The following is a 26,636-nucleotide window of genomic DNA, read 5'->3' on the forward strand; positions in this document are numbered from 1 at the left end:
GCACGCCGTCCCCCCATCATCATGCTCACTCGTCGTACCCTGTTCGCGAGCGCCACTGCGGCGCTGGCCGCACCCGCGTTGCTCGCCCGCACGCCCGACCCGATCGTCGAGCTGGAAGAGCGGACGTTTCGCTTCTTCTGGGACACGACCGACGCGCGCACCGGCCTGGCGCCCGATCGCTGGCCGACGCCGTCCTTCGCGTCGATCGCGGCGATCGGCTTCGCGCTCACCGCTTATCCGATCGGCGTGGTCAACGGCTGGGTGAACAGGGAGGCGGCGCGCGACCGCACGCTGGCGACGCTCCGCTTCCTCTGGGATCTGCCGCAAGGACCGGCAGCCACGGGCGTGGCGGGCCACAAGGGCTTCTTCTATCATTTCCTCGACATGACCCGCGGCCATCGTTTCGCCCGCTGCGAACTGTCGACCATCGACACCGCGCTACTGATGGCGGGCGTGCTGTTCGCCGGCACCTGGTTCGACCGCGCCGATTCGGCCGAGCGGGAGATCCGCGAACTCGCCGACCGGCTCTACGCGCGCGTCGACTGGCGATGGGCGCAGGACCGGGCGGACGACCCGCGCCTGTCGATGGGCTGGCATCCGGAAACCGGCTTCATCGCCCGCCGCTGGAACGGCTATACCGAGGCGATGCTGCTCTACGTGCTGGCGCTCGGCTCACCGAGCCACGCGGTCGGGGCGGACGCGTGGACTGCCTGGTGCGCGACCTATCCCGACAGTTGGCGAGGGCAGGGGACCGCCCGCCACCTCGCCGGCGCGCCGCATTTCTGGCACCAGTATAGCCACGTCTGGATCGATTTCCGCGGCATCCGCGACGCGGCGATGCGGGACGCGGGCTTCGATTATTTCGAGAACAGCCGCCGCGCCACGCGGGCGCAGCGCGACTATGCGATCCGCAATCCCGGCGGCTGGGCGGGCTATGGCGAGAATGTCTGGGGCCTGACCGCGTGCGACGGCCCCGGTGATCTCGTGGTGACGGCAGGTGGCCGCGAGCGCCGGATCGGCAGCTACGGCGCGCGCGGCCCGGTCGGCTTTCCGGACGGGCAGGACGACGGCACGCTGGCAGCGACGGCCGTCGCCGCATCGCTGCCGTTCGCGCCGGAACTGGTCGAGCCGGCGCTCGCCACCATCCGCCAGCGTTACGGTGCGGCCGTGTGGAGCCGCTACGGCTTCCTCGACAGCTTTCATCCCACGCTGACCGATCCTCGTCTGCCCGTGCGCAAGGGCCGGGTTCACGCCGGTCTCTGCTGGGTGGACGACGACTATCTTGGCATCGACCAGGGCCCGATCGTCGCGATGATCGAGAATGCTCGCTCCGGTCTGGTCTGGTCGGCGATGCGCGACCGGGCGGACATCAGGCGCGGTCTGCGGCGAGCGGGCTTCACGGGCGGCTGGCTTTCCTGACGCAACGCTCCCGCCACGTGCCCGCCATTGAACCGCGAAACGCCGACCGGTCGATCGCTAGCCGCTGGATCACGTGATGACGTGGGGGACGAACCGGGCCTTGTCGCGGGTGATGGCGACGTCGTCCTCCCGGATCGACATCGCGACGGGATCGGCCCCCACGATCCACGATCCGACCACGGGCCGGAAGCCGTCGAACACCGGCAGCGGCGCGAGTGCCTGCACGATCGCACCCTCGCCACCGTAACCGCCGTCCGGCCCGCGCTCCACCGCCTCGCCGTCGACCAGCTCGATGTCCCAGCCCTCGCGCGAGAAAAAGGGTTTGCGCGCGTATCGCGGCCCGATCGCCGCGACGCCCGCGTCATCGTCGGCGAAGGCCGCCGGTAGCAGATTGGGATGGCCGCGATGCCGCTCCCACAGCAGCGGCAGCATCGCCTTGTTGGAGAGGATCGCCTTCCAGGCCGGCTCCAGGAACAGCGCGCGGGCGGTGGCGAGGTGCGCGGCGTAGGGCTCGCGCAGCATGTCCTCCCATGGATAGAGTTTGAAGATCGCAGAGATGATCGTGCGGTCCTCGTCGACGAAGCGGCCATCGGCGTCGACACCGATCCGGTCGACCGCGACGAATTGCGGCTCCAATCCGGCCTGCCGGGCGACGTCCTCCAGGTAGCGGACGGTCTGACGATCCTCGGGATGGTCGGCGTCGCTGGCGAAGTGGAGCAAGCTGCCCGTCGTCAGGATCTCGCCCATCCGCCCGACCAGCGCGTCGTGCAGGCGGTTATACTGGTCGGCATCGGTCGGCAGCGTGCCGGCCGCGATCATGTCCTCCAGCCACTGCCACTGGAACAGCGCCGTCTCGAAGATGCTGGTCGGCGTGTCGGCATTATACTCCAGCAGCTTGGCCGGACCATGCCCGCCATAGCTGAAGTCGAAACGGCCGTAGAGCGAGGGCGCGGGGGCGGCCCAGCTGCGGGTGATCAGGTCGCGATGCGCTGTAGGGATCGCGATCCGTTCCATCAGCGACTCGCTGCGCACGACCTCGTCGACCAGGTCGAGGCACATCGCGTGCAGCTCGCCGCTCGGGCCTTCGATCTCCTTCTCCACTTCGTCGAGCGAGAAGCGATAACAGGCGCGTTCGTCCCAGTACCGCTCGCCGCCGAGATGGTGAAAGGTGAAGCCCATCCGCTCCGCGGTATCGCGCCAGTCCGGGCGCTCCGCGACGACGACGCGTTCCACGGCGGCGCTATTCGCGCGGGAGCGCGCGCGGTTCCGCGCCCGGCAGGCGGGTCGCCTCGCCTCCGTCCTGCGGGCCGGAAAGCCGGCGCAGGATATCGTCGGCGCTGCTCGATCCCTCCAGCAGGCCGGCACTCCGCAGCTTGGCGTCCAGGTCGGCGCCGGTGCGCATGTCCTCCAGCTCGGCGGAGGCGCGGAACTTCTCGTCGCGGATCGCCTGCTGCTCCTTGATCCGCTTCAGGCTGTCCGCCGCCGAGCCCATCGACGAGATCGTGCCGCCGTAGCTGGCGGCGACGCTCGCCTGCGCCTTTTGCACGCTCTCGTTGGCGCGGACCACCTCCACCTCGCGGGCGAGCGCCTGGATCTTGCCGTCGGATTGCTTGATGATGCCGCGGATACGATCCTCGGCGCCGCGCATGTCGGCGATCTGCGGCGTCTTGGTCGCCTGCTCGGACTCGATGGAGGCGAGCCGCTCGGCCACTTCGCGCGCCAGGTCCATGTCGCCGCGCTGCATGGCGGCGCGCGCCGATGCCTCGTACTTGCCGCGCTGGGCGGTGAGGGCGTCGAGGTCCTTCTCGATCAGCCGGCGTCGCGCGGTCAGCGTCGCTAGATCGTCGCGCGCCTTGCCCTGCGCTGCCTGGGCATCCCGGATCTGCTGGTCGAGAATGACGAGCGCGCGCTTGTCGACGACCGATTGCCCCGCCTCGTGCGCGCTGCCGCGCAGCAGGGTGACGAGCTGATTCCACATGGACATGCGTTGGTGATCCTTCAGGCGGCGAACGCGGTGCGCAGATCGTCGGCGGCGGAGATGGCGTTGTCGGCCAGCACCCGCAACTCCAGCACGATCATCTCGATCGGCGACTGCGCCGCCAATTCGCCGACCAACTCGTAATAGTCGCGTCCATCCACTTCCGTGATCGCGAAATTCGACAGCGGCACGACCTTCTGCGCCTTGAGGACGAAGCGGTTGAAGGCATCCGCGTCCTGCTGCTCGTCGACCGGCCACAACAGCGTGGAGACGACGATCTGGTCGCCCGCGGCACTGAGAAAGACGGCGAGGTCGCCGTGCTCGCGCATGACGACGTGCAGCACCGGCTCGTCGCCGCCGACCGCCTCGACTGCGAACTCGTCGCCGTGACCGCGCAGCGCGTCGGCGAGTTCCTCGATTGTCCAACTTTGCGCCAATGCTTCGTCCTTCCCGCTGCTCGTCGCTTGACACACCAAGCACGACCCCGCAGCACTTGCAACATGGCGGAGCACGATGCCGATGGCCGGGCGCCGGGACGTGGCGCAGGGGAGACGGACCTCGCCGCGGGCGATGGGCCGTCCCGCTTCGACGTCGATCACCTATTCCCCGCGAAGGAGCGGCTCGCTTCATGATCTGGAAGGCCCTGTTCGGCAGCGGCGATCGCGCGCGTCCGTCGCGTCTCGCCGAGGTGCGCAACATCACGATCGGGCGCACGGTGACGCTCGACCCGCTCGCCTGGCGGATGCTGGAGAATAGCGGTTTCCAGCTCGACCGCGACACGCTGGAGATCACCGCCCAAGGGATTGTCAGGCTGGACGACGGCAGCCACGTGCACCGCTTCTACACCGACGACGAGCTGATGCTGCAGGCGGTGAGCCAGCAGGCCGACGGATCGGACGCGGACGATTTCACGCTGTTTCGGCCATGGTCGAGCGACTATCCGGCGGACCGCGGCGACAAGGAGGCGTTTCTGCGTCGCCTGGCGCGACCGCGTTGGGAGCAGGACGGCCTGCCGCCGTTCCGCCGCTACTGGTACGAGGACGACGATCGCGAGCAGCCGCCCGTGCAACTGTGGGAAGCGGTCTACTACGACCGCGATGCCGAGCCGGTCCGGCACATCCGGCAGACCTGCATGCTCTACGCCCGCGATCTCCGTCCCGCGGGACTGGAACTGCTGCTCGCGCTGGCGATGGAGCCGGAGGGCGGCGACTACACGCACGAGATCATGGTCGGCCTGCCGCTCGGGCCGGCCGAGTTCGGCGCCTGAGGGGGGAAGCATGAACTATTATACCGACGTGTTCCTGTACGCGGCGGGGCATTTCGTCCTCGCCTTCGGCCTTGCCTGCCTGCTGCTGGCGGTGTTCAAGCGGCTCTACCAGATCTCCACGCCGTACGACGAGGCGCGGCTGATCGCGGAGGGCAACGTCGCCGCGGCACTGGCGCTGGGCGGCGCCATCATCGGCTTCGCGCTGCCGCTCGCCTCCGCGCTGACGGAGACGGCGGACCCGGTCGAGTTCGTCGCCTGGGCGGTGCTCGCCGGCGTGGTCCAGGTGCTCGCCTCGCTCGTCGTGCGCCGCGTGGTGGTGCGCGACATGGTCGCGCGGATCGAAGCGGGCAACGTGGCGAGCGGCGTGTACCTTGGTGCCACCTCGATCGGCGTCGGCCTGCTCAACGCCGCTAGCATGACCTACTGAGGAACGGCGCGATGCACCAAACGCCCCGTCGCATGCGCTCCGCCGCCGCCGGCCTGACCGCCATCGGCTCCGCCGCGATGCTGTCCGGCTGCGACCCGAGCCCCGAGGAGCTTTCCCGTCGGCAATTCGGCGCGCCCACCGAGGTCGCCGCCTTCACCTCCGTCGGCGAGTGCGTCGCGAGCGGTGATTACAACCGGCAGCAGTGCGAGGATGCGCAGCGCACCGCGAACAACGACGACAATCGCGCCGCCCCGCGCTTCGCCGACCAGGACGTGTGCGAGGAGCAGTTTGGCAGCGGATCGTGCGCCGTGCGGACGGAGGGCAATCAGAGCTTCTTCACGCCGCTGCTCACCGGCTTCCTGATCGGGCAGCTCGCGAACGGGGGTGGCTACCGTTACGGCGGCCTCTACCGCGACCGGCGCGACGATCGCTATTACACCGGCTCCGGCGCGTGGCTGTACAATGGCGGCTATGGCGGACGGGGCTACCGCTACCAGGTCGGATCGCGCGCGATCACGACGCCGGTGACGACCTCGCGAATCCAGACGCGCAGTTCCGTCGTGTCGCGCGGCGGCTTCGGTGGCCGGGCGAGCTCGCGCGGGGGCTGGGGAGGGTGACCAGGGGCGAGGACGGATCGATGGAGGTCGATCCACCCTCGCGGTCCACGCCTACGCCGCCATCGGCAGCGGCTCGGCGTCGGCGTCGAGATCCAGGAAATACTCGACGCTGGGTGCAGACGTGCCGCGCGCGCGCGAGTGGAGCGTGGCGGCGACCCCCGTGGGTCGAAAGCCGAGCTTGCGCAGGACACGGCCGGACGCGGGATTGTCGGTGAAGTGCCGCCCGCCCAGCCGGCGGATCGGCAAGGCATGGCGCGCCATCTCGACCACGGCGCGGCCCGCCTCCGTGGCGTAGCCGCGGCCCCAGCACGCCGGCGTCAACCAGTAACCGATCTCGGGTCCGCCGCCCTCGTCGACGATCGCGATGCCGCCGACCAGCTGCGGCCGATCGCCCTCGCGGGTCTCGATTACGAAGCGCGGTTCGTGCGCGCCGCGCGGCGCGCCGATCCACGCGTCGGCATCGATCAAGGTATAAGGGTAGGGCACGTGCGCCAGCATGCGCGCGACCTGCTCGTGGCCGATCGCCGCCGTCAGGGCGGGGGCGTCCTCCGGCCAGGCCGGGCGTAGCGTCAGTCTCTCCGTCCGCGCGAACATCTCGTGTCTTCCTCCTCGCGTCGCGTCGCCGCTGGCACACCAAGGTGACGGGCCGGCGACAATGCGGATGAAAGGAGCACGAAAAAAGGGAGGCCGGGGCACCCGGTCTCCCTTGCTTGGTTGGTTCCTGATCCGGAACCCCGGGTGCCCTGGTGGGCAACCCGGTGTGGTTGCCCGATGTTACTCGGCTGCCTGTGCCATCGGCACGACCGAGCAGAAGCTGCGATCGTTCTTGCCCTTGGCGAACGCGACATGGCCGTCGACCAGCGCGAACAGCGTGTGGTCGGTGCCGATGCCGACATTGGTGCCGGGATAGAATTTGGTGCCACGCTGACGGACCAGGATGTTGCCGGCGCGGCACTCCTGCCCACCGAACTTCTTCACGCCGAGACGACGGCCGGCCGAATCGCGACCGTTGCGCGACGAACCGCCTGCTTTCTTATGTGCCATGTCGAGTAACTCCTGTTCGCGCGCTTCAGCCTACCGACACGATCTTGAGGATCGTGTGGTTCTGGCGATGGCCGTTCTTGCGGCGGTAGTTGTGGCGGCGACGCTTCTTGAACACGATGACCTTCTCGGCCTTCGCCTGCGCGACGATCTCGGCCGCGACGGTCAGACCCGCCACCGCCTTCAGCTCGGCACCCTCGCCGGCGAGCAGCACGTCGCCCAGCGTGACCGACGCCCCGGCATCCCCGTCGATCTTCTCGACGACGATCTTGTCTCCGGCGGCGACGCGGTACTGCTTGCCGCCCGTGCGCACGACTGCGAACATGGCCTTTGTCTCTTTCAAATGCGTAGCCCCGCGCCCGACACGTGCCGGGCGGGGAAGAAGGGGCCGGTTAGGTCGCTGCGCAGCCAAAGTCAATCGGCCTCGACTGCCTTTATGCTGTCGACGTCGTCGCGCAACAGGCGCGGACTGCCGATCGCCGGGGCCACATCGAGAGTTGGCGGGATCGGCTCGACAGGCGTGGCCGGCAGGCCGGTGGCGGCGAGGGTGTCCCTCTATCTACCGTGGTTCCCTGATGGTCACCTGCGATCGCCAACGATGGTGCTGTCGGTCTAGTGCGAACCGCTCTCCACACGATGCATATCGGTCGTTGAGGGCAGGGGCCTAGCCGGCGAGCACCTGCCACTCCGCCAGTGCAGCGGAACGCCTCTCCCGATAGGTTTGCCCGTCGGTGAGGCGACGCTCCAGCCATGTCGAGCGAGAAGCACGCCTCGCAGATCACGCTCGGGCCGACCGGGAAGATCACCCTCCTGAAACGCTGACCTTCCCTGCTGGCATCAGACGTCCAGACGCCTGGCCGCACCGTGGGTCAGGTAGCCGAGCCCCGCCGTGACGGCCGCGACGAAGACCATCCGATGGCGATCGGTGAAGAACTCGATGCTTCGCCGCCGTGAGCTGTCGTCGAACCGACCGTGCGCGCTGAAGTCGCCGGGTACCGGCTCGAACAGGTTGGACGGGGCGTTCGCCGGCGTCGGCTCGTCCGTCAGCTGCCCCGCATAACCGGCCTTGGCGAGGTAGCGGTCGATCAGCCCCGGTGCGACCCGGTTGCCGAGGATTGCCTTCACCGAGGAGAAGCCCAGCCACACGTCACGGCGCTTATGGGTGGCGGCGTAGAAGATCGCTCGTGCGGGCACCTCGGGCTCGAAGATCGGCGCGACCGGGCGCGCCTTCCTGCCCATCTTGTTGAGCGCCCAATCGAACTGCGGCGTGTTCACCGCCGGCAGGTCGACCATCGTCAGATGCACGTCGATCTTGTCGTGGATGATCTCGGAGCGCAGCGAGTCGGTGAAGCCGCGGATCGCTGCCTTGGCGCCGCAATAGACCGACTGGAGCGGGACCGACCGATAGGCCAGCGCGGAGCCGACGTTGACGATCGTCCCCCGGCGCGTCCGCATCCGCTTGAGCGCGCTCATCATGCCGTGAACCTGCCCCAGATAGGTGACGCGGGTGCCGCGCTCCACCTCCTCCGGCGTCAGCTTCGCGACCGGGGCGAAGACCGTGGCCATCGCCACGTTCACCCACACATCGATCGGTCCCAGCTCCCGCTCCGTGCGGTCGGCCGCCGCCTCCACCGCGGCCGCATCCGCGACGTCCGTCGGGATCGGCAACGCCCGCACGCCGTGGCGTCGCAACTGCTCGGCTGCGCGCTCCAGCCGATCGGGGTCGCGCGACAGCAACGCGACGTCATAGCCTTCGCTCGCGAACTTCTCGGCGGTGGCGCGGCCTACTCCAGCACCAGCTCCGGTGACGACGACGACTCTGCCCATGCTGCGCTCCTAATTGATCGAGGTTGGGAACAGCATTTCGTCGCTGGGGTTCCGGCTCTGCCACGATGGCATCACCTCGCAGCGGACGCGTGAATGGCCGAGAACACCCATTACGACCTCATCGTGATCGGCAGCGGGCCGGGCGGCGCGGCGCTCGCTCAACGGCTTGCACCCACGGGCAAGCGCATCCTGATCTTGGAGCGCGGCGACTACCTGCCGCGCGAGGAAGCGAACTGGAGCGCGCAGGCGGTGTTCGTCGACGGCAAATATCAGGCCGACGAGCAGTGGGTGAACAAGGACGGCGAAACGTTCGCGCCGTAGCTCCACTACAACGTCGGCGGCAACTCCAAGGTTTACGGCTCCGCGCTGTTTCGATTGCGTGAACGCGACATCGAGGAAGTCCATCACGCGGGCGGCTTATCGCCGGCCTGGCCGCTCTCCTACGTGGAATTCGCACCTTGGTACGACGAAGCGGAGGCGCTGTTCCATGTCCACGGCCGCCGCGGCGAGGACCCGCTCGATCCCGGCAGCACCGCTTATCCCTTTGTGCCGGTCAGGCACGAGCCCAAGGTGCAGGAGCTTTCCGACAAGCTGACCCAATTGCGGCTGCACCCGTTCCACCTGCCGCTCGGCATCCTGCTCGACCAGAAGGAGGACGGGTTCGCCACCCCCACCAGCGTGTGCATGCGCTGCTCCTACTTCGACGGCTTCCCGTGCCTGCTCAACGGCAAGGCGGACGCGCAGGTGATGTGCGTCGATCCGATGCTCCGGATCACCCGAATGTGACGCTGCTGACCGGTACCTATGCGGAACGACTGGAGACGGACGCGAGCGGGCGACGCGTCGAAACCGTCCTGGTGGAGCGTGGCGGTCGGCAGGAACGCTACAGCGCGGACACGGTGGTCGTCGCCTGCGGTTCGCTGTCGTCCGCGCTGCTGCTGCTGCGTTCGGCCAACGAACAGCATCCGAACGGCCTTGCCAACGGCTCCGATCAGGTCGGCCGAAATTATATGCGGCACGAGATGTCGATCGTCATGGCGGTGATGAAGCACGTCAACGAGACGGTGTTCCAGAAGACGCTGGCGCTGAGCGACTTCTACTTTGACAGCGGCGACCCAGACTATCCGCATCCGCTCGGTCTTATCCAGATGTGCGCCACCAGCCACGCCGACCAGATCAAGGGCGAGGCACCGCTGGCCGCGCTGGTAAAGCATCTGCCCGACATGCCCTTTGCCGAGATAGCGCGGCATTCGATGGATTTCTGGCTCCAGACCGAGGACCTGCCGATCTCTGAGAACCGGGTCTATTATCAGGACGGGCAGGTCCACCTCGACGTGACCGAGACGAACGAGAAATCGTTTGATCGCCTCAAGGCAAAGCTGAAGCAGATACTGTCCGACATCGGCTGGCCCGCGGTGCTGGTCGAGCGCTCGCTGTACCTCGGCAAGGACATACCCTTGTCGGGGACCGCCCATCAGGCAGGCACCTGCCGCTTCGGCGCCGATCCGTCGACCTCGGTCCTCAACCTCGACTGCCGCGCGCACGAGGTCGACAATCTCTACGTCACCGACGCGAGCTTCTTTCCCTCGATCGGCGCGGTCAACCCGACCTTGACGATCATCGCCAACGCGCTGCGGGTCGCGAGCATCATCGAGGCGCGGCTGTGACCACTGCGGCCGTTGCCGCGCTGATCGTGCGCTACGGCATCGTCATGCTGTTCCTGCCGTTCAGTGCGCTCGACAAGATCCTGTCGTTCAACCACGCCGTGAAGCAGGCGCAGCAGGTCTTCTCGCCGCGTCAGCTGGCGATCGCCGTGCTGATGGTCGGCCTGTTTGTCGAGATCGTCTGCTGCGGCGCGATCGTGCTCGGCGTCGCCGACCGGGCCGCGGCCTTCGTGGTCGCAGGCTACTGCGCGGTGACGGCGATCCTTTACAAGCAGTTCTGGAAGCCGGGCGACTTCTTTGCCGATCCGGGCGGCAGGGGACGCACCCTGTTCTGGGACTTCCTCAAGAATCTGTCGCTCGGCGCCGGTTTCCTCCTCCTCGTCGTCGGCACCGATGGATCGGGGCTCCAGCCGTTCCTCGACGCCCCCTTCGCGTCCAGTCATCGTTACGGGAGATAACATGATGTCCGACGCCGGTCCCAAGCCCTCCGTTCCCTATCAGCACCTGTACGTCGACGACGAGGGCGTCAGCCGGTTCAGCAAGTGCGCATTGACCGACTATGAGCTAAAGGGCGTGGGGCCCGCCGATCCGCAGTGGAACGACAAGATGGAGCGTGGCGAGGCGACCGTCGTCTTCACCGTCCAGCCGGTGGGCTGGGTTGGAGACTGGCACGAGAACCCCGCGCCGCAGTGGATCGTCGTGCTGTCGGGCCGCTGGTGGATCGAAGCGATGGACGGCACCCGCATCGAGCAGGGGCCAGGAGAATTCTCCTTCGGAGGCGATCAGGGTTGCGTCGAGAGGGACGGCAAAAAGGGGCACAAGTCCGGCACGATCGGGGACGAGCCATGCCGCCTGATGACGGTGCAACTACACCGCGACCCGGTCGGGCGGTGCGATTTCACATGACCTTCGCACGCATCGCGGCGTTTCGCCTCGTGACGCAGCAGCCGGAGGTCCTCGTCGCCTTCTACGCGGCGCTCGGCTTTACCGTCGGTAATCCGCGACCGATCGACGCGGATGAGTTGGCGATGCTCGGTGTCATGGGCGCAGGGGTGCGCTGGTCCATGCGGCTGGGTGAGGCGACGGTTGAGCTCGACCGCTACGATCGGCCTGGCCGCGCCTATCCCCCCGACGCGAATGCGGCCTCGATCTGTTTCCAGCACCTCGCACTCGTCACCGACGATGTGGAGGCGGCCTGGTCACGCGCCCGGTCGGCTGGTGCGACGCTGATCAGTGATGCCGGACCGGTGACCCTGCCCAGGTCCTCGGGCGGTGTCACCGCGGTCAAGTTTCGTGATCCGGAAGGGCACCCGCTCGAACTGCTCAGCTTCCCCGACGCAGCGGAGAAGGGCTGGCGCGGCCGCGGAATGCTCGGCATCGATCACAGCGCGATCGTCGCCGGTGACCGGGCCGCGAGCGAAGCCTTCTACACCGCTCACGGCCTGACCCGGGGCGACGCCACAGTCAATCAGGGCGGCGAGCAGGCGGCACTCGACGGCCTGGAAAGCCCTGTCGCCGATGTCGTGCCGATGAAGCCGACCGCGGCTCCTCCTCACGTCGAACTGTTGCACTATCGCCGACCATCCGGCGCGTCGTCCGAGCCCGTCGCGGTCGAGGACGTCGCAGCGACGCGGATCGTCTGGCACGGCGAGTTGCCGGCGCTGCTGCGGGACCCGAACGGGCATCTGCATCAGACCGGCGGCTGATCAGACCGCGCCGCGCTGCACCACCGGGCGTGACAGGAACAGGGTGGAGTTGACCACGCCCAGATGGGTTAGCGCCTGGGGCACGTTGCCGATCAGCCGACGTGTGGGGACGTGGAACTCCTCGCTCAGAAGCCCAACGTCATTGCTGAGGCCGATCACGCGGTCGATGATCGTCGTTGCCTCGTCGCGCCGCCCCTGCATCGTCATGCAGTCGGCGAGCCAGCATGAGCAGGCCAGGAACGCGCCTTCATCATGACCGTCGCCCTTTGCCGCCTTGCGCCGAACGAGCCCGCCTTCCATCAACTCGCGCTCCACAGCCGCGATCGTGCCAGCGATACGCGGGTCCCCGGCTGGGAGGAATCCGACCAGGGGCAGCAGGAGCAGCGACGCATCGAGCGTCTCGCCGTCGTAGCGCTGCACGAAGTGCCCTGCGCCGGATGAATAGCCTCGCTCGCACACGGTCTGGTGGATCTGCGTCCTCAACCCGCGCATCCGCCCGACCAACTCCTCGCCCGCCGCCGCGCGCATGATGTCACTCTCGACGAAATGGTTGATGCCGACCCACGCCATCGCCTGCGAATAGGTGTAACAGCCCGGGTCGCCGCGGCTCTCCCATATGTCCGCACCCGGCTTGTCCCAGGCGCCCTCCAGATGCTCGATCAGCGCGATCTCCACCGCGATGTCGCGCGGCGTGCGCTCGACGCCCGCGCGGGCACCGACGTGGAAGCTGTCGATCAGCTCGCCGTAGACGTCGAGCTGCGTCTGGGCCGACGCCGCGTTGCCGACCAGCACGGGCTTCGCGCCCCCATGCCCGGACAGCCACGTCGCTTCATATTCCCGCAGTCGGCGCCCACCGTCGATCCGGTACATGATGCGCATGTCGCGCGGGTCGCCGGCGATCGCGCGCAGGATCCAGTCGCGCCAGCGCACCGCCTCCTTGCCGAACCCCGCGTTCAGCAGTGCGGTGAGCGTGAAGGTCGCGTCGCGTAGCCAGCAGAAGCGGTAATCCCAGTTCATCGCGCCACCGGGGACTTCCGGCAGTCCCATCGTCGCGGCCGCCACCAGTCCGCCGGTGCGTCGGTCGATCAGCGCCTTCAGCGTCAGCAGCGAACGCTTGAGCGGCGTGGCCCAGCGCTCGGGCGCCTCGAACCGGCCGATCCAATCTCGCCATGCCTTGTCGGTTTGCTTCAGCAGTGACGTCGTGTCCGGCTTCTTCGGCAGGTCCGCGTAGGAGAGTGCGTAGGACAGCGCGAACGCGAGCCGTTCGCCCTTCTTCACGCTGAAGGTGGCGCGCGCATCTCCATTCGCGACCTCGAGCGCACAAAGTGCGTGGAGCACAATTTGGTGCGGGCCGGCATCGGCGCACAAGCCACCGTCGAACGATCGCATCCACGGCGGCACGCGTCCGTAGTCGAAGCGCGGCCGCAGCAGGCTCGCCATCTCGACCTCGCCCGACAGGCCCTCGACCGTCCGGATCACCATGGGATCGCCATCGTGCCACGGCATGAAATCCGTGACGCGCACCGCGCCACTCTCGGTCGTGTGATCGGTTTCCAGGATCAACGTGTCGCCGCGGTAACGACGCTCGACCCCCGTCACGAAGCCGGTGGGCGCGATCTGCCAGCAGCCGTTCCCCTGATCGCCCAGCATCGCAGCGAAGCACGCGTCGCTGTCGAAATGGGGAAGGCACAGGAAGTCGATAGAACCGGCACGCGAGACCAGCGCCGCCGTGCGCCCGTCGCCGATCAGAGCGTAGTCCGCGATGGGAGAAGTCATGTTCCGGCTTCCAGGTCGAGCGCGAGCAGACGGCTGCCCGCCGCGATGAAGAGGCGGCGGCCATCGGAACCGCCGAAGGATAGATTGGACACGGTGGCGCCGATCGGCACGAAGCCCAGCCGAACCCCCTCGGCGGACCAGACGTGAACGCCGTCGGCGGCACTCACCCACAACCAGCCCCTCTCGTCGGTCGCGAAGCCGTCGGGATAGCCGTGATCGGTCCTGCAGAAGCGGGCCCGTCCTCCCCACCCGCCGTCCGACCGGCGTGTGAAGCGCTCCACCTCGTGCTTGGACCCGGCCGAGAAGCCAGGCACCTCGCCGAGCGACAGCGACGTGTCGGACACGTAGAGCGTCGCGCCATCGGCCGACAGCGCGACGCCGTTGGGCTGTTCGAAGTCCGCAACCCTGGTCAGCTCGTCGAGCGCGGGGTCGAAACGATATACGCTGCGATGATCGAGCTCGGGCTGGGCGAGCGCGCCCTGGCTTGGCATGACGATGCCGAAGATCGGATCGGTGAACCAGATCGACCCGTCCGGCGCCACCGTCACGTCGTTGGGGGAGTTGAGCCGCCTGCCTTCGAAATGGGTAACGATCGGCACGGGCTCGCCGTCGAAGTCCGAATTCGATCGGCTGATGCACCGGCGCCCATGCTCGCAGTGCCACACCGACCCGTCCGCCGCGACGGCGTTCCCGTTCATGAACCAGGTCGCGTCGATCACCACCTCGACGCGCGCGTCCTCCTCGTACCAGGCATTCAGGCGTCGGTTCGGCACGTCGGAGAACAGCAGCCGCCGGTGCGATGCCTGCCACGCCGGGCCTTCGGCGTGGATCGTGCCTGCGTGCAGCACCAGCAACGGTGCGTCCGGCGACAGCACCCGCGCGAGCTGGGGGTCATCGATCTGACAGCCTCGGAAACGGGCGTCCGCTCGGATCTCGCCTGGCCGCCGCAGCAGGCTGCCGGGAAGGAGGTCTTGGTCCGTCACATCCGCTCCTGAACGTCTGGCGACGCGGTCACGCGCTGGCATGTCGATGGCTTGATGCGGCGGCCCACGCAACACCTCCCCACCCCCCAGACACAGGGTCACGAGCAGGTGATGAACCGCAAGTGCCGCGATGCCTGCGAATAATCCGCGTATGTCGCTGAGATCGACGTGCAGCAGCATACCGGCGACGACGCCTGAGATTATCAAAGCCGCCGAGAAAACGGGCAGCATGGAACGCAGATAGGCAATGGTGCTGCGGCACCCGAGCTGATCGCGACGCTGGGTCGTCTGCGGCAGGGCGTGGAGAACTAGGAATCCGACCGCGAATCCGATCAGGGGGCACCAGCAGAAGCGAACCTGTGCCCACGGCGAGGCGTGCGTCGCGGCGTTGCCACGCCAGAACGAGCAGGATCGATCCGGTCGCGCCTCCGAGGAGGGCCAGCACCGGTGCGGCGACCGTCTAGTCGGTGGACGATCCTCGCGCCGTCTGCAGCAGAGCGGCACATTCTTGGCCGTAAAGAGCCGCTGGCGCCGCGACGAGCGCAACGCCGCGCGCGATGCGTTCTCCCATCGAACCATCGGGCGCATCTCCTATGCCGAAGTGGAAGGCGGAGGCGGCGAGAAAAGCGGGAAGTTCAATTGCCGGGTCGGAAATCCACCATAGCAGCGTCGCCGTCGAGACAAGCCCGTAGGCAATTAGGAATAGAAGGCGCCTTCGACCCTCAACCACGGCGAGGTCGCCTGCGGGATGGACTACGCCCACGACCCCTGATGCCGAGGATTGCGAACGCCAGTTTGACCGGCAAAGGGGCGGGAGCGACCGCAACCGCCCCCGCTATCAACAAGGCGATGCCGCGGTTTACGCTTGCCGGGCGTGTTCGTGCAGTGCCTTCTCAAAGTTCCGGCCGCGTAGAACGCGTAGACCACCTTGGCGATAATATCCATGTTGAGGATCGCCCACACCGACACGGGATCGGTGATCTTCAGGGGAGATGCCACTCACGATCGTGCTCGCCTTTGCCGGTGTGGCGATCAGTGCGGCGGTGGTGACGGCGGGCGGGCATCTGCTGCCGGACTGAAATGTGCTTGGAGCGGGATTGCCGCTATCGACCCGGTGTCAGGGATCGCCGCGTTCAAGGAGATGAAAGCGGTACCGCGGCTCAGCATGATGGTCGAGCCCGAGAGCTTGCTCAACGATGGTGTTGCCGCGGTTGGCTTCGCGATCCTCGTCGGCATCGCGGATGGTGAGGCACTGACCGCTTCGGGGGCCGCCAGCACGTGCCGGACTTCTGGGCCTATGCCGCCTTTCTCGCCAACTCCTGCCTGTTCCTGCTTATCGGCAGCCACGAGGCACACCAACCCATCGCATTGGTATCGCTGCCTCTGGTTGGCGCGATTATCCTTACCCTGATCGGTCGCGCACGGCAGTCTATCCACTTTCCCTACCGTTCGCACGATCTAGGCTGCGGCCTCCGGCGATTTATCAGCATCACCTAGTATGGGGAGGCCTGCAGGGCGCGGTTGGGCTGGCGCTTGCCTTGGCGGTGTCCGCCAGTGTCGCCAAAGGGGGTGAGATCGTCGTGATCACCTTTGGCGTGATTACCTTCTCCATCTTTGCTCAAGGAGTGATCATGCCACAGCTGCTCCGCCGCTGGAGGCCGACTGAATCGACCAGGACAGGGCGTTGAGACGGCCCCACCCGGAACCGGCGCAGCTCGCCGATGCTTGGATGCTTGAAGGGGAATGGCATTGACGCGGTGGCAGTGGTTCATCCGCCTGCTGACACGCAGGATGTGGTTCAGGGCGGCATTGGTCAGCGCGTTCGGGGGCGCACTCGCACTCGCAGGCGCGTTGGTTGGACACAGCATCTCCTACCAGTTTGCCGCAACCATCGGCGCGAAATCGGTCGATGGCATCCTGACGATCCTGGCGTCGAGCATGCTGGCGGTGACCACCTTCTCGCTGACCGCGATGGTGTCAGCTTATTCCGGCGCAACCAGCACGATCACGCCGCGCGCGGTCCAGTTGCTGATCGACGACAGCACGGCGCAGAACACGCTCGCGACCTTCCTCGGCAGCTTCTTGTTCGCCATCGTTGGCATCATCGCGCTGTCGACGGGTCTGTATGGCGAGACCGGCCGCGTGATCCTCCTGGTCGGTACGATCGCCGTCATCCTTTTCATCGTCGTCACCCTGCTACGCTGGATCGAGCATATCGCGCGGTTCGGACGCGTGTCCGACACGATCGATCGGGTCGAGCGGGCGGCGATGGCAGCGGTCGACACGATTGCTGTACCGCTGGCGCTCGGCACCGAGCACACGCAGCCCGATGCTCGCGGCATGACGCCCGTCATGCCGAGGTCGATGGCGCGGGTCACCCATGTCGACGTCGCGGTGCTGGGAAGGCTGGCACAGGCGATCGGTGCGGATATCCATGTCCTGGCACTACCCGGCAAGCTCGTCGAACCCGAACGGCCGATCGCGCTGGTGGCAGCCAGTTGCGACGACACCGCGGTCGATAAGGTCCGACAGGCGTTCACCCTGTCTCACCACCGCACGTTCGATCACGATCCACGCTTTGGCCTGGTGGTACTCTCGGAGATCGCGTCACGCGCGTTGTCGCCGGCGGTCAACGATCCCGGAACGGCTATTGCCGTGATCGAAGCGAGCGCGCGCGTGATGTTACGTTTGGCTGATCATCGGACGAGCGAGGGGACACCGCTGCCCGCACGGGTCCATGTCCCGCCGATCCGCCTTGCCGAACTGTTCGACGACTGGTGCCGTCCGATCGCGCGCGATGGGGCGGCGATCGTTGAAGTCAGCATCAGGCTGCAAAAAGCTCTTGCTGCATTGGCTCGACATGCCGAGCCGGTCCGACCGCTCATCAAACAAGAAGCTTTCGATGCGGCAGAGCGCTCAAAGGCGGCAATGACGAGTGAGCGGGACCGTGTCCTCGTTGAGGAAACGTACCAGAGCCACTTCGCTGAAATGGACTGATAGCCCCATCCGAATAGGCGGACCGACCCAATCTCGGTCATTCGGATCTCTCGTTCGCATTTGCCAACTTCTGCCGTTCGTTCACGTGAACCTCGTGATTGTGGTGACCGGACGCATCAGGGTTGGATCAAGATCAGTCAGGAGGGTGCCGAAGCATCTTCCTACGCGAAAACCTGCCATCGCGCGTGACACCGTGGAGACCGAGACGCCCGCCAGCATCGCGAGGTCGGCAAGCTTTATCGCAACAAGGTAATCCCTGGCCGGCTTCTTCGTAGCCCGCCACCATGGCGTCGTCGCCGATGGATTGGAAGCGGATGGAGGCGGGGTCTGCATAGCTGTCATCGACAAGGTTACGACGAGCCCCGCAGCTTGAGCCGGGAACCATAAGGAGAATTGGGAACCATGAGGGAAAACATGGTACTCGCCGAGGCCCCAAAATACGTGATGATCCGGCTACACCAGACCTCCTGATTGGGAAGGGCGATCGAGACGACCGAGAGTTTCCCGATTGGGAACGCCCAACGAGAGAGGCGCCCCTGCTGGTCGTGCGGCCAGTCGCCCTGGAGGCTCACTTTCCCGCAACCTATTCCCGACTGAAAGCAGCAAGCCTCTCAAAACCGCGAGGTTTGCGGAGAGCGACAAGCTCGGGGAGCGGGTGATATTGGTCACGCGGCGATCAGCCGATCGGCGGCCAGTTCCGGACGTAGGGGGGGCTGCCGTGTCTCCGGAAGCGGAATGGCGGCACTCCGCCATGAATGCTCGCGTATGGAGCCGTTCCACGTCGCGACGCGCATGCCTTGCCGTTGTTGAACAAGCAGTAGCTGCGCTTTGAGCTTTTCTCGAATGATCGCCCACGGTCGCGCACAGCCAAGCGAACAATGGGCACAGTAGTCGGCACGATGGCTGCCAATGAAGGCTAACGCGTTATATCCCCGAGGAAAACTGGCGGAGAGGGTGTCCGCCAAACCTATTGTCCGCGATTGGTTGCTGACGTGCGCTTATGCCTCTCCATCTCCTTGTAGGAACCGGTTTTCACTGCTGCATTGTCCAGCATCACTTATGGACGTTCGCCTAAATCCGGCATAGAAAGTGGGACCGGCAGTGGGGCCGGAGTAGGACCGGACATGGCGACGCGCACCCTCAACAAGCTGGACCCGCGCACGGCGGCGACAATCAAGGCTCCCGGCCGGCACTCTGATGGCGGCGGGCTGTATCTGTCGGTCGATCCGAATGGCCGGCGCCGCTGGGTGTTCATGTACACGCGCGACGGCAAGCGGACGGAGCTTGGTCTTGGCGGCGGGCGCGACCTGTCGCTGGCGAACGCACGCAAGGAGGCCGGCACGCTGCGGACGATCCTCGCCAGTGGCGGCGATCCCCGCTCCGCGCGCGAGAAGCAGGAACGGCAGACGTTCGGCGAGGTCGCCGACGCCTATGTGGAAGCCATGCGGCCATCGTGGCGCAACGCGAAGCATGCCGCTCAGTGGGCGATGACGCTCACGAAGTATGCCGCACCTATCCGCCCGCGCATGGTGGAGACGATCAGCACGCGCGACATTCTGGAGGTACTGCAACCGCTATGGCAACGGACGCCCGAGACTGCGGAGCGGCTGCGGGGCCGGATTGAGAACGTGCTTGATGCGGCCAAGGCAAAGGGGCTGCGGTCCGGCGAGAACCCGGCCCGCTGGCGCGGCCACCTTGATCAGCTCTTGCCAAAACGGCAGCGGCTATCTCGCGGGCACCACACGGCTCTACCCTATGCGGACGTGCCAGCCTTCATGGCCGATCTACGCGGGCGCGAGGCGACGGCAGCGCGGGCGCTGGGATATGCGATCCTGACTGCCGCCCGCTCTGGCGAGGTGCTTGGGGCGACATGGACGGAAATTGACCTGGAGGGCGCCGTGTGGACCGTGCCGGCTAGGCGCATGAAGGCGGGCCGTGAACATCGCGTGCCCCTCTCTGCGCCCGCTGTGGAGCTTCTGCGCGGCCTGTATGCTGCCCGCGATGCCGCAAAGGCAAAGCCAACCGACCCTGTGTTCCCGAGCGCCAAGGGCGGCAAGCCGTTGTCGAGCATGGCAATGGCGATGCTGTTGCGCCGGATGGGCTCGGCCGTGACGGCGCACGGCTTTCGCTCCGCGTTCCGCGATTGGGCAAGCGAGACGACCGGCTTTCCGCATGAGGTTTGCGAAATGGCGCTGGCGCACACGATCGGGAACAAGGCCGAAGCCGCATACCGGCGCGGCGACCTGTTCAACAAGCGACGCGGGCTCATGGACGCTTGGGCGAGCTTCTGCGGCGACAATGCCGGCAACGTTGTGCGGCTGGCGGCGGGCAGCGCCCGCGCGTGATCAGCGGGAGGCGGCTGCTAAAGCTGCGAAAGTTGCTAATTCGCGACACGGCTCTGGACGACGTGCCTTCCTTTTTTCTCGGCTTGACGGTCGTCCCGAGACATACCGGCTGGATGCGCCGCCGGTTTGGCGCTCACCGCAGCGACCTATAGTGAGTGGACGCGATGGAACTCGACGATCTTGAAGAGCAAGCGTTCAAAGCGGTACGCGCCTACGCACGCGCGCTGAACGGCAGGACGGCCAACAGAATCATTCACACGCTACGCCGCGCCAAGGCTGCTGGCGTCTACGGAGATGCCGGCCATCGCACTCGCTGGGATGAGTTCTGCCACGAGTGGCAAGAGGGGCCGCATGGGCCGCTTCGCACAGCTTGGGAGCAAGACGTATATCCATATCTTGCATCCTACTCCAGCGGACTGGCGGATGAGGATCAGTTGCTGCTGTCCGCCGCTGCCATGTGGGAGTTCGATGAAGCGCAGAACCATCGCGACCTGGGCATCTGCCCGGAGCTGATCCAGCGCAGCATCATGGACGCGCTCGTGAAGGCCGCGATGGCACGCGACCTAAGCCGGTTCGGGCCGCGATGAGCTTGTCGCCCAGTGCCCGCCCCTGCTAGCCCCATGCCATGTTCGAACAGACCTTCAAGAACCTCGACGATATTCTGCGGAAGGAGGCCGGCTGCGCGTCCGAGCTGGACTACACCGAACAGACGAGCTGGCTGCTGTTCCTGAAATATCTTGACGACCTAGAGGCGGCTCGCGCCACCGATGCCGAGCTGCGCGGACAGGTCTATACGCCGATCATCGACGCTGCGCATCGTTGGGGCCTGTGGGCCGCGCCGAAGGATGCCGCTGGCCGGCTCGATCACAACCGCGCGAAGACCGGGCCGGACCTGATCGCTTATGTGAACCGCGAGCTGTTCCCCTATTTGGAAAGCTTCAAGGGACGAGCTACCAGCGCCGACACCATCGAATACAAGATCGGCGAGATTTTCGGCGAAATCCGCAATAAGTTCCAGTCGGGCTACTCGCTGCGCGACGCGATCGACGCCATCGACGGGCTGTCGTTCGGCAGCCAGACGCAGAAGCACGAGCTTTCGGAGCTGTACGAAGCCAAGATTAAGAACATGGGCAATGCCGGTCGCAACGGCGGGGAATATTACACTCCGCGCCCGCTGATCCGCGCGATGATCAAGGTGGTGAAGCCGACGCTGAACGACACAATCTACGACGGCGCGGCCGGATCCTGTGGCTTCTTGTGCGAAGCCTATGACTATCTCCTGCCGCTGGCGAAGACGACGGCCGATCGCGAACGGCTCCTGAAGCGCACCTTCTTCGCCAAGGAAAAGAAGTCTCTCGCCTATGTCATAGGCACGATGAACATGATCCTGCACGGTATCGAAGCGCCCAACATCGTCCACACCAACACGCTGGCCGAACCGGTGCTGGACATTCAGGAAAAGGACCGCTTCGACGTCATCCTGGCCAACCCGCCCTTCGGCGGCAAGGAGCGCCCGGAAATCCAGCAGAACTTCCCGATCAAGACCGGGGAGACCGCCTATCTGTTTCTCCAGCACTTCATCAAGTCGCTGCGGGCGGGCGGATCGGCGGCGGTGGTGATCAAGAACACCTTCCTGTCCAACACCGACAATGCCAGCGTGGCGCTGCGCCGCGAACTGCTGGAAAGCTGCAACCTACACACCGTGCTCGACATGCCTAGCGGCACCTTTCAAGGCGCGGGCGTCAAGACCGTGGTGCTGTTCTTCGACAAGGGCGAGCCGACCCGGAGCATCTGGTATTACCGGCTCGACCCCGGCCGCAATATGGGCAAGACCAACCCGCTGAATGATGCCGACATGGCGGATTTCATCGAACGGCAGGCGAGCTTCGCCGAAGGACCGAACGCGTGGAGCGTGGCGGCGGACACGCTCGATCCCGTGACCTTTGACCTGACCGTACGCAATCCCAATGCGCCCGAAGCCGAGGCGCTGCGCAGCCCGCAGGAGATACTCGACGAGATCGCTGCGCTGGATGCCGACAGCGCGGAGATTCTGGCGCGGGTGAGGGAACTGCTGTGAGCGGATGGCAAATGATTCCGCTGCTTGAGGTCTGCCGCGCATATCAGCCGCAAACCATCGGGCGGAAGGACATGGACAACGACGGGGCGTTCCCCGTCTATGGCGCGAACGGCGTCATAGGCCGCTATCACTCCTACAACCACGAAGAGAGCGAAGTACTCCTAGGCTGTCGTGGTTCATGTGGTTCGGTGAACGTCTCGGAGCCGCAATCGTGGATCACTGGCAACGCGATGGTAATTAAGCCGAGAGACCATCGGCTATCGAAGGAGTTCCTGCGGTACTTCCTCGACGGTTCGGACGCGATTGCCAAGACAATCACAGGCGTAGCGCAGCCTCAGATCACGCAGAAATCCTTGGCTACGGTGGCAATCCCCCTGCCGCCTCTCGAAGAACAGCATCGGATTGTGGCGGTGCTGGATGAGGCGTTCGCCGCCATCGCGATCGCAAGCGCCAACGCCCAGCAGAACCTCGCCAACGCGCGGGAGTTGTTTGATGCGGCATTTCGTGAAAGCTTTGATCACACTGACGACGGATGGGCGATCTATCGGCTTACTGACATTTCGGAAAACTGGGACTACCTTCGGCGGCCCGTCACAAAATCCGATCGGATTGCCGGTGATATTCCATACTATGGCGCGTCAGGTCAGGTAGACAGCGTTCGCGACCATCTTTTCGATGACGATCTACTGCTGGTTTCCGAAGATGGCGCAAACCTTTTGATGCGCACCTATCCCATCGCTTTTTCGATCACGGGCAAGGCGTGGGTGAACAACCACGCCCACATCTTGAACTTCGATGACATGGCAACGCAACGGCTCGTCGAGTTTTACATCAACTCGATCAGCGTCGCGCCATGGGTGAGCGGTATGGCCCAACCCAAATTGAACCAGAAAGCACTGAACCAGATACCGGTGCCTCTGCCGCCGATGGATCAGCGGGAAAGGTTGGTGGCCGAACTGGATGAATTAGCTGAACAGATTGGCAAATGGGAGGCCAACCGACAAACACGGTTGGAGGCTTTGGCCGCTCTCAAGCAATCCCTTCTCCACCGCGCATTTTCCGGCGAGCTGACGTCAAAGGCCAAAACGGCTGCCGCGTTGGATAGCGACTTCGCAACACCGGCGTTCGCTGCAAAAGTCGTTGCATTTGCTTACGAACGGCACGTCGCAAAAAATCGCGTTCGAAACTTTGGCACCGTGAAGGCGGAGAAAATCCTGCACATGGTTGAGGCGATTGGCAGCGTTGATCTTGGTCGCCAGCCTTCGCGTGAGGCGGCAGGACCCGACGATGCAACGCACCGCCATGCCACATGGGACTGGGCAAGATCACAGCATTTCTTTCGCTTCAACAAACGAAGCGGCGGTGGCCATGATTTTGAGAAACTGTCGGCATATTCGGGAATGATCAAAGAAGCGAGAACGGCCATTGCCGGCTCGGCCGTCGAAAAAGCGATTGAGTTGCTGGTCGATATGGACCGGGATTTTGCCGAGTTGATTGCTACGACATATGCGGCGTGGAACAACCTGATCATAGACCGATGCGCAGCAACGGATGACGACATCGTGCTGGCTGCTCGTGATAGATGGCATCGCGACAAGCTACGCTTCGACCCCTCTAGGTTCCACGACGCAATCCGCTTCATCCGTAACAACAACATCGTGCCAGACGGCACAGCCAAGCGCGTCGGTGGGCAGGAGGCCTTGCTCCTTTGAACGAAGCCGAAACCCGCGCAGAACTGATCGACCCCGCGCTGCGCGAGGCCGGCTGGGGTGTGGTCGATGGCAGCCGTACCCGACGCGAGGTGATCGCGCCCGGCCGGCTCATGGGCAAGGGAAAGCGCGCCCGCGCGCTCTCCTGCGACTATGTGCTGGTCTATCGCAACACCAAGCTAGCGACGCTCGAAGCCAAGGCGGCGACCAAGAGCTATACCGAGGGCGTCGGGCAGGCGAAGGACTATGCCGCCCGACTGCAATGCCGCTTCGCCTATGCCAGTAACGGCAAGCAGATTTACCGCATCGACATGTCAACTGGCGCGGAAGGGCTGGTCGATGCCTACCCCACACCGCAGGAACTGTGGGACGCCACCTTTGCCGAGGCGAACCGCTGGCGCGACCGCTTCGCCGCCGTCGCCTACGAAACCGGCGGCGGGCGCTTCGAGCCGCGCTACTACCAGCATAACTCCATCGAGCGCGTGCTGGAGGCGATCAGCGAGAACCGCGACCGGGTGCTGCTGACGCTCGCCACCGGCACTGGCAAGACCGCCATCGCCTTCCAGATCGCGTGGAAGCTGTTCCATGCCCGTTGGAACCTCTCCGACTGGAAGGCATTGGGCCAGCCGACACGGCACCCGCGCATCCTGTTCCTAGCCGATCGTAACATTCTCGCCGATCAGGCCTACAACAGCTTCTCCGCCTTCGACGATGGTGCGCTGGCGCGGATTACGCCGAGCGACATCAAGAAGAAGGGCGCGGTGCCGAAGAACGCAAGCGTGTTCTTCACCATCTTTCAGACTTTCACCAGCGGCACTGACGCTAACGGCGATCCCGCGCCCTACTTCGGCGATTATCCGCCCGATTTCTTCGACTGCATCATCATCGACGAGTGCCATCGCGGCGGCGCGAAGGATGAAAGCGAGTGGCGCGCGATCCTCGACTATTTCGCGCCCGCCGTGCAGATCGGTTTAACCGCCACGCCGAAGCGCAAGAACAACGCCGATACCTACGCGTATTTCGGCCAGCCGGTTTACACCTACTCGCTTAAAGAGGGGATCAACGACGGCTATCTAACGCCGTTCAAAGTCCGCCAGATCGGCACGACGATCGACGAATATGTCTATACCTCCGACGATGCCGTGGTCGAAGGCGAGGTGGAGGACGGCAAGCGCTACACCGAAGGCGACTTCAACCGCACCATCGAAATCCGCGAGCGTGAGGCGTACCGCGTCCGCACCTTCATGGACATGATCGACCAGCGCGAGAAGACGATCGTGTTCTGCGCGACGCAGGAACATGCCGGCATCGTCCGCGACCTGATCAATCAGGTGAAGACCAGCACCAACCCGAACTATTGCGTCCGCGTTACCGCTTCGGACGGCGCGATCGGCGACCAGTGGCTGCGCACATTTCAGGACAACGACAAGACCATCCCGACGATTCTGACGACCTCGCAGAAGCTCTCCACCGGGGTCGATGCGCGGAACGTCCGCAACATCGTGCTGATGCGCCCGGTCAATTCGATGATCGAGTTCAAGCAGATCATCGGGCGGGGCACGCGCCTGTTCGACGGCAAGGACTATTTCACGATCCTCGATTTCGTGAAGGCCTATGAGCACTTCAACGATCCCGAATGGGATGGCGAGCCGCTGGCCCCTGAGCCGCCCAAGGGACCGCGCGACGGGAAGCCGGAAGGCGATCCGCCGGTGCTGCCCGAACCCGGGCCGGACCCTGAGCCGCCCAAGTCCAAGCTGGTGATCCGGCTGGCGGACGGCAAGGAACGCGCGTTCCAGCATATTAGCGCCACAACTTTCTGGAGCGTGGACGGGCGTCCTATGTCCGCGCAGCAGTTCATCGAAGAGCTGTTCGGCCAGTTACCCGACCTGTTCCGCAATGAGGATGAGCTGCGCGCCCTCTGGAGCCAGCCGGACACGCGACGCGAGCTTGTCGAAGGGCTGGCCGAACGCGGCTTTACCGGCGAGGCGCTAGACGGCATCCGCCGCGCTGCCGACGCGCAGGATAGCGACCTGTTCGACGTCCTGGCCTTCATCGCCTATGCACGCCCGCCGCTGAAACGGAGCGAGCGGGCAAACACCCGCCGCGACGCGATCCTTTCCCGATACGGCGACAAGCAGCGAGACTTTCTCGACTTCGTGCTGGCGCAGTATGCGGTAGTTGGCGAGAGCGAGCTGGACGACGGTAAGCTGCCCGCGCTGCTGGAACTGAAATACGGCACACCAATGGATGCCGTGCGCGAGCTTGGATCGGTGGCGGAAATACGCTCGACGTTCTTGGGGTTCCAGCGCGGGTTGTACGGGGGCGAGAACCGGAATTGAGCGGCTCGCCAGCGCATTCCATTTTGTGAATGTCTGAAGTTCCCGGCGAATGGTCGGCGCCGCTGTGGTCAACTGCCGGGGTGAACGGAACAGCCATGCTGATAACAACAAGCCAGACGCTCGACATGCTCGCGACACTCGCCCCTCGAGCGTGGGCAAAGCGCCTGAGGTGGCCCCCTAAATGACCTGACAGGATCTCGCTCTTGGATAAGAGTGAGGCATATGACTGACGGTACGACCAGGCGTTACAATGACGGCGAGGTCCTTTCCGGTGTTCAGCGCCGGAGGCGATGGACACCGGAAGAGAAGGTCCGGATCGTCGAGGAGACGTATTTGCCCGGCATGAGCGTGTCGCTCGTCGCCCGGCAGCATGGCATCAGCGGCAGCCAGGTCTTCACGTGGCGCAGGCTGATGAACCAGGGCGCGTTGACCGCCGCGGCAGCCGGCGAGGAAGTGGTGCCGGC

General features: G+C 65.4%; 29 protein-coding genes. 19 read left to right on the forward strand and 10 right to left on the reverse strand.

Annotation, left to right across the window (positions count from 1 at the left end; translation table 11 throughout):
- Positions 1-21 precede the first annotated feature (21 nt).
- Entirely contained in the window at positions 22-1,419 is a 1,398-nt protein-coding gene (locus tag BM145_RS04290) for a glucoamylase family protein (protein WP_093331659.1), read from the forward strand.
- Positions 1,420-1,488: 69 nt separating this feature from the next.
- Here BM145_RS04290 and BM145_RS04295 read toward each other — a convergent pair whose 3' ends face one another.
- Genes BM145_RS04295 through BM145_RS04305 form a run of 3 tightly spaced genes read right to left on the reverse strand, consistent with a single transcriptional unit; the run spans position 1,489 to position 3,834 of the window.
- Complete coding sequence (locus BM145_RS04295; protein ID WP_093331661.1) at positions 1,489-2,652, reverse strand: glutathionylspermidine synthase family protein; 1,164 nt, start codon at positions 2,650-2,652, stop codon at positions 1,489-1,491.
- Positions 2,653-2,659: 7 nt separating this feature from the next.
- The gene (locus BM145_RS04300; protein ID WP_093331663.1) at positions 2,660-3,403 is read right to left on the reverse strand and encodes a PspA/IM30 family protein; all 744 of its coding nucleotides are present in this window, start codon (positions 3,401-3,403) and stop codon (positions 2,660-2,662) included.
- Between the two features lie 14 nt (positions 3,404-3,417).
- The gene (locus BM145_RS04305) at positions 3,418-3,834 is read right to left on the reverse strand and encodes a YjfI family protein (RefSeq protein ID WP_218149604.1); all 417 of its coding nucleotides are present in this window, start codon (positions 3,832-3,834) and stop codon (positions 3,418-3,420) included.
- A gap of 191 nt (positions 3,835-4,025) precedes the next feature.
- Here BM145_RS04305 and BM145_RS04310 point away from each other — a divergent pair, with 191 nt between their 5' ends.
- The 3 genes from BM145_RS04310 to BM145_RS04320 are packed head-to-tail and all read left to right on the forward strand — an operon-like array spanning position 4,026 to position 5,708.
- On the forward strand, positions 4,026-4,664 hold the full coding sequence (locus tag BM145_RS04310; protein ID WP_093331669.1) for a DUF2491 family protein: 639 nt from the start codon (positions 4,026-4,028) through the stop codon (positions 4,662-4,664).
- Between the two features lie 10 nt (positions 4,665-4,674).
- Entirely contained in the window at positions 4,675-5,091 is a 417-nt protein-coding gene (locus BM145_RS04315) for a DUF350 domain-containing protein (protein ID WP_093331672.1), read from the forward strand.
- An 11-nt stretch (positions 5,092-5,102) separates the two neighbouring features.
- Positions 5,103-5,708 carry a DUF1190 domain-containing protein gene (locus BM145_RS04320; RefSeq protein ID WP_093331674.1) on the forward strand — a complete coding sequence of 202 codons (606 nt, stop codon included), beginning with the start codon at positions 5,103-5,105 and terminating at the stop codon, positions 5,706-5,708.
- Positions 5,709-5,759: 51 nt separating this feature from the next.
- Here BM145_RS04320 and BM145_RS04325 read toward each other — a convergent pair whose 3' ends face one another.
- The 4 genes from BM145_RS04325 to BM145_RS04340 all read right to left on the reverse strand — a co-directional run bounded on the left by BM145_RS04325 (position 5,760) and on the right by BM145_RS04340 (position 8,576).
- Complete coding sequence (locus BM145_RS04325) at positions 5,760-6,302, reverse strand: GNAT family N-acetyltransferase (protein ID WP_245739057.1); 543 nt, start codon at positions 6,300-6,302, stop codon at positions 5,760-5,762.
- Positions 6,303-6,482: 180 nt separating this feature from the next.
- Positions 6,483-6,752 (reverse strand): 50S ribosomal protein L27, encoded by a 270-nt coding sequence (rpmA, locus tag BM145_RS04330; RefSeq protein WP_093331677.1) that lies wholly within the window; start codon positions 6,750-6,752, stop codon positions 6,483-6,485.
- Positions 6,753-6,777: 25 nt separating this feature from the next.
- On the reverse strand, positions 6,778-7,074 hold the full coding sequence (rplU, locus tag BM145_RS04335; protein ID WP_093331679.1) for a 50S ribosomal protein L21: 297 nt from the start codon (positions 7,072-7,074) through the stop codon (positions 6,778-6,780).
- A gap of 512 nt (positions 7,075-7,586) precedes the next feature.
- Positions 7,587-8,576 (reverse strand): SDR family oxidoreductase, encoded by a 990-nt coding sequence (locus tag BM145_RS04340; RefSeq protein WP_093331682.1) that lies wholly within the window; start codon positions 8,574-8,576, stop codon positions 7,587-7,589.
- 93 nt (positions 8,577-8,669) lie between these two features.
- Between BM145_RS04340 and BM145_RS16185 the strand changes: the two genes are divergently transcribed.
- The 6 genes from BM145_RS16185 (at position 8,670) to BM145_RS04360 (ending at position 11,946) form a co-directional block, all read left to right on the forward strand.
- Complete coding sequence (locus BM145_RS16185; protein ID WP_218149605.1) at positions 8,670-8,897, forward strand: NAD(P)-binding protein; 228 nt, start codon at positions 8,670-8,672, stop codon at positions 8,895-8,897.
- A gap of 123 nt (positions 8,898-9,020) precedes the next feature.
- Positions 9,021-9,362 carry a hypothetical protein gene (locus BM145_RS16190; protein WP_218149606.1) on the forward strand — a complete coding sequence of 114 codons (342 nt, stop codon included), beginning with the start codon at positions 9,021-9,023 and terminating at the stop codon, positions 9,360-9,362.
- Positions 9,359-10,243: a GMC oxidoreductase gene (locus BM145_RS16195; protein ID WP_218149607.1), complete on the forward strand. Its 885-nt coding sequence runs from the start codon at positions 9,359-9,361 to the stop codon at positions 10,241-10,243. The genes BM145_RS16190 and BM145_RS16195 overlap by 4 nt, the downstream gene beginning before the upstream one ends.
- Positions 10,240-10,698, forward strand: a complete 459-nt coding sequence (locus tag BM145_RS04350; protein ID WP_093331685.1) for a DoxX family protein — start codon at positions 10,240-10,242, stop codon at positions 10,696-10,698. Before BM145_RS16195 ends, BM145_RS04350 begins: the two co-directional genes overlap by 4 nt.
- A gap of 1 nt (position 10,699) precedes the next feature.
- The gene (locus tag BM145_RS04355) at positions 10,700-11,146 is read left to right on the forward strand and encodes a cupin domain-containing protein (RefSeq protein WP_218149608.1); all 447 of its coding nucleotides are present in this window, start codon (positions 10,700-10,702) and stop codon (positions 11,144-11,146) included.
- Positions 11,143-11,946 (forward strand): VOC family protein, encoded by an 804-nt coding sequence (locus tag BM145_RS04360; protein WP_093331688.1) that lies wholly within the window; start codon positions 11,143-11,145, stop codon positions 11,944-11,946. Before BM145_RS04355 ends, BM145_RS04360 begins: the two co-directional genes overlap by 4 nt.
- Here BM145_RS04360 and BM145_RS04365 read toward each other — a convergent pair whose 3' ends face one another.
- The 3 genes from BM145_RS04365 to BM145_RS16595 form a co-directional block, all read right to left on the reverse strand.
- The gene (locus tag BM145_RS04365) at positions 11,947-13,722 is read right to left on the reverse strand and encodes a glycoside hydrolase family 15 protein (RefSeq protein WP_093331690.1); all 1,776 of its coding nucleotides are present in this window, start codon (positions 13,720-13,722) and stop codon (positions 11,947-11,949) included.
- Positions 13,719-14,885: an SMP-30/gluconolactonase/LRE family protein gene (locus BM145_RS04370; RefSeq protein WP_245739059.1), complete on the reverse strand. Its 1,167-nt coding sequence runs from the start codon at positions 14,883-14,885 to the stop codon at positions 13,719-13,721. Before BM145_RS04370 ends, BM145_RS04365 begins: the two co-directional genes overlap by 4 nt.
- 280 nt (positions 14,886-15,165) lie before the next feature.
- The gene (locus BM145_RS16595) at positions 15,166-15,468 is read right to left on the reverse strand and encodes a Brp/Blh family beta-carotene 15,15'-dioxygenase (protein WP_425441078.1); all 303 of its coding nucleotides are present in this window, start codon (positions 15,466-15,468) and stop codon (positions 15,166-15,168) included.
- 378 nt (positions 15,469-15,846) lie between these two features.
- Between BM145_RS16595 and BM145_RS16315 the strand changes: the two genes are divergently transcribed.
- From BM145_RS16315 to BM145_RS04415, 9 genes are all read left to right on the forward strand, one after another.
- On the forward strand, positions 15,847-16,116 hold the full coding sequence (locus BM145_RS16315) for a hypothetical protein (RefSeq protein ID WP_245739067.1): 270 nt from the start codon (positions 15,847-15,849) through the stop codon (positions 16,114-16,116).
- Between the two features lie 52 nt (positions 16,117-16,168).
- The gene (locus BM145_RS16320; RefSeq protein WP_342741795.1) at positions 16,169-16,393 is read left to right on the forward strand and encodes a cation:proton antiporter domain-containing protein; all 225 of its coding nucleotides are present in this window, start codon (positions 16,169-16,171) and stop codon (positions 16,391-16,393) included.
- Between the two features lie 61 nt (positions 16,394-16,454).
- The gene (locus BM145_RS04380) at positions 16,455-17,702 is read left to right on the forward strand and encodes a DUF2254 domain-containing protein (RefSeq protein ID WP_245739061.1); all 1,248 of its coding nucleotides are present in this window, start codon (positions 16,455-16,457) and stop codon (positions 17,700-17,702) included.
- A 1,124-nt stretch (positions 17,703-18,826) separates the two neighbouring features.
- Positions 18,827-20,047, forward strand: coding sequence for a tyrosine-type recombinase/integrase (locus BM145_RS04395; RefSeq protein WP_093331696.1), 1,221 nt, complete (start codon positions 18,827-18,829; stop codon positions 20,045-20,047).
- Positions 20,048-20,211: 164 nt separating this feature from the next.
- A complete protein-coding gene (locus BM145_RS15585) occupies positions 20,212-20,634 on the forward strand; it encodes a hypothetical protein (protein WP_143090101.1) in 423 nt (140 codons plus the stop codon).
- A 38-nt stretch (positions 20,635-20,672) separates the two neighbouring features.
- Positions 20,673-22,124 (forward strand): class I SAM-dependent DNA methyltransferase, encoded by a 1,452-nt coding sequence (locus BM145_RS04400; RefSeq protein ID WP_093331699.1) that lies wholly within the window; start codon positions 20,673-20,675, stop codon positions 22,122-22,124.
- Positions 22,125-22,135: 11 nt separating this feature from the next.
- Positions 22,136-23,836: a restriction endonuclease subunit S gene (locus tag BM145_RS04405; protein WP_093331701.1), complete on the forward strand. Its 1,701-nt coding sequence runs from the start codon at positions 22,136-22,138 to the stop codon at positions 23,834-23,836.
- The gene (hsdR, locus tag BM145_RS04410; protein WP_093331703.1) at positions 23,833-26,172 is read left to right on the forward strand and encodes an EcoAI/FtnUII family type I restriction enzme subunit R; all 2,340 of its coding nucleotides are present in this window, start codon (positions 23,833-23,835) and stop codon (positions 26,170-26,172) included. The genes BM145_RS04405 and hsdR overlap by 4 nt, the downstream gene beginning before the upstream one ends.
- 222 nt (positions 26,173-26,394) lie before the next feature.
- On the forward strand, positions 26,395-26,636 hold a 242-nt coding region (locus tag BM145_RS04415; protein ID WP_143090102.1), incomplete at its 3' end, for a transposase.

The organism is Sphingomonas rubra, from assembly GCF_900115745.1.
Taxonomy (GTDB): Bacteria; Pseudomonadota; Alphaproteobacteria; order Sphingomonadales; family Sphingomonadaceae; genus Sphingomonas; species Sphingomonas rubra.

Coding starts and splice junctions, on each gene's coding strand:
- BM145_RS04355 (WP_218149608.1), top strand. CDS start 10,700: ATGATGTCCGACGCCGGTCCCAAGCCCTCCGTTCCCTATCAGCACCTG.
- BM145_RS04325 (WP_245739057.1), bottom strand. CDS start 6,302: ATGTTCGCGCGGACGGAGAGACTGACGCTACGCCCGGCCTGGCCGGAG.
- BM145_RS04405 (WP_093331701.1), top strand. CDS start 22,136: ATGATTCCGCTGCTTGAGGTCTGCCGCGCATATCAGCCGCAAACCATC.
- BM145_RS04310 (WP_093331669.1), top strand. CDS start 4,026: ATGATCTGGAAGGCCCTGTTCGGCAGCGGCGATCGCGCGCGTCCGTCG.
- BM145_RS04365 (WP_093331690.1), bottom strand. CDS start 13,722: ATGACTTCTCCCATCGCGGACTACGCTCTGATCGGCGACGGGCGCACG.
- BM145_RS04315 (WP_093331672.1), top strand. CDS start 4,675: ATGAACTATTATACCGACGTGTTCCTGTACGCGGCGGGGCATTTCGTC.
- BM145_RS16185 (WP_218149605.1), top strand. CDS start 8,670: ATGGCCGAGAACACCCATTACGACCTCATCGTGATCGGCAGCGGGCCG.
- BM145_RS04290 (WP_093331659.1), top strand. CDS start 22: ATGCTCACTCGTCGTACCCTGTTCGCGAGCGCCACTGCGGCGCTGGCC.
- BM145_RS15585 (WP_143090101.1), top strand. CDS start 20,212: ATGGAACTCGACGATCTTGAAGAGCAAGCGTTCAAAGCGGTACGCGCC.
- rpmA (WP_093331677.1), bottom strand. CDS start 6,752: ATGGCACATAAGAAAGCAGGCGGTTCGTCGCGCAACGGTCGCGATTCG.
- BM145_RS04300 (WP_093331663.1), bottom strand. CDS start 3,403: ATGTCCATGTGGAATCAGCTCGTCACCCTGCTGCGCGGCAGCGCGCAC.
- BM145_RS04340 (WP_093331682.1), bottom strand. CDS start 8,576: ATGGGCAGAGTCGTCGTCGTCACCGGAGCTGGTGCTGGAGTAGGCCGC.
- BM145_RS04395 (WP_093331696.1), top strand. CDS start 18,827: ATGGCGACGCGCACCCTCAACAAGCTGGACCCGCGCACGGCGGCGACA.
- BM145_RS16315 (WP_245739067.1), top strand. CDS start 15,847: ATGAAAGCGGTACCGCGGCTCAGCATGATGGTCGAGCCCGAGAGCTTG.
- rplU (WP_093331679.1), bottom strand. CDS start 7,074: ATGTTCGCAGTCGTGCGCACGGGCGGCAAGCAGTACCGCGTCGCCGCC.
- BM145_RS04400 (WP_093331699.1), top strand. CDS start 20,673: ATGTTCGAACAGACCTTCAAGAACCTCGACGATATTCTGCGGAAGGAG.
- BM145_RS04370 (WP_245739059.1), bottom strand. CDS start 14,885: ATGCTGCTGCACGTCGATCTCAGCGACATACGCGGATTATTCGCAGGC.
- BM145_RS04320 (WP_093331674.1), top strand. CDS start 5,103: ATGCACCAAACGCCCCGTCGCATGCGCTCCGCCGCCGCCGGCCTGACC.
- BM145_RS04360 (WP_093331688.1), top strand. CDS start 11,143: ATGACCTTCGCACGCATCGCGGCGTTTCGCCTCGTGACGCAGCAGCCG.